General features: G+C 51.3%; 2 protein-coding genes. One reads left to right on the top strand and one right to left on the bottom strand.

The features are described from left to right. Window positions 1–80: 80 nt before the first annotated feature. Window positions 81–764, bottom strand: coding sequence for a 3-keto-disaccharide hydrolase (locus BLX24_RS30395; RefSeq protein WP_229201931.1), 684 nt, complete (start codon window positions 762–764; stop codon window positions 81–83). Window positions 765–946: 182 nt separating this feature from the next. On the opposite strand from BLX24_RS30395, the gene BLX24_RS30400 reads away from it, so the two are divergent. Continuing rightward, on the top strand, window positions 947–1397 hold a 451-nt coding region (locus tag BLX24_RS30400; RefSeq protein ID WP_143092932.1), incomplete at its 3' end, for a glycoside hydrolase family 140 protein.

A 1397-nucleotide genomic window follows, 5' to 3' on the forward strand; every position in this document is an offset into this window, starting at 1 on the left:
GAGAGAGTAGTTTCATGTTGATTAAAGGGTTAAGAGTGGTTAGGAAACGATCCGTTGAGTATCCGGAATTAAATTAAAAACTACAATTCCGTGATTGTCAGGTCACGGAATTCAACCTGCGCCGCCCCGCCGCTGTGAATCTGAACGGCGATTACCCCTTTCTGCGGGATGTTGTTGTCCTGCTCTAAATAATCACAGGTTTTTACACCGTTAATATAGAGTTCATGCCGTTTACCGGTACAGCGGATGATGTAGCTGTTCCAGCCGTCGGGTTTCAACACGCGTTTCAGCACACTGAGATCTCCCCCAACCAGTTTACCCCGACGGTGTTCGTCATAGATATCACCCCAGTAGCCATCGCCGATATCTGCCTGATAGCCGATGATTTTTGTGCCTTCGATCACCGAACGATATTGAATACCGCTGTTGATCATGCCGGTTTTCGGGTCGCCGGTCAGCCGGAACAGGCACCGGAATTCAAAATCCCCGTATGCCCGGGTCGTCTGCAAGTAGGTATTTTCGGGAATTTTATGTTGCCGGTCGCCGCTGATAATCATGCTATCGGCCACATACCATTGCTTCTGCTGAGCCGGATCGACCGTTTTCCAGCCGGCCAGCGTTTTGCCATCGAACAGCGAAACGGTCTTAGGAATGGTTTGCCCGGGACATTGGGCCACCGTTAAGAAAACGGCCAGCCAGCCGCCATACATACCGGCGGCAGTATACTGGTTTACAAGGCATTGCTTTATTTTCCGGATTATCATACCTGAGCGTGAGGGGGGTCAGATTACTGTATACTGGACAAAGATTCGATGCATGGCTGATTACTCATAACCGCCGGGAATCTTAGTCTGTCTGCCATTGTACAAGGCACTGCCGGACCGGCGAGTAGATTCCGGCCGATCGCTTCATTTAGGGTTATCTGTCATTCTTCCGGAAAAAAATTATGAAATGTTGGTTAAGCGCAGTGGCACTCTTCGTTTGTAGCCTGGTATCGTTAGCCCAGGCGCCTTTCACGCATGGCCCGCTCAACGTATCAGCCAATCAGCGGTATCTTGTTCATCAGGACGGAACCCCGTTTTTCTGGATGGGCGATACGGCCTGGGAGCTGTTCCACCGGCTGAACGAAGCAGACGCCGACAAGTACCTGAAACGACGGGCGGAACAAGGTTTTACCGTGATTCAGGCGGTTGCGCTGGCCGAACTGGACGGCCTGAATACACCCAATGCACCGGGCGAAAAACCGCTGGTGAATAATGACCCGACGAAACCCAATGAAGCCTATTTTACCCATGTCGACCGTATCATTGATCTGGCTGCCAGCTATGGTCTGGTGATTGCCCTGTTACCTACCTGGGGGGATAAACTGAATAAATCTACCTGGGGAGAAGGCCCTG

The sequence above is a fragment of the Arsenicibacter rosenii genome, from assembly GCF_001870735.1.
GTDB lineage: Bacteria > Bacteroidota > Bacteroidia > Cytophagales > Spirosomataceae > Arsenicibacter > Arsenicibacter rosenii.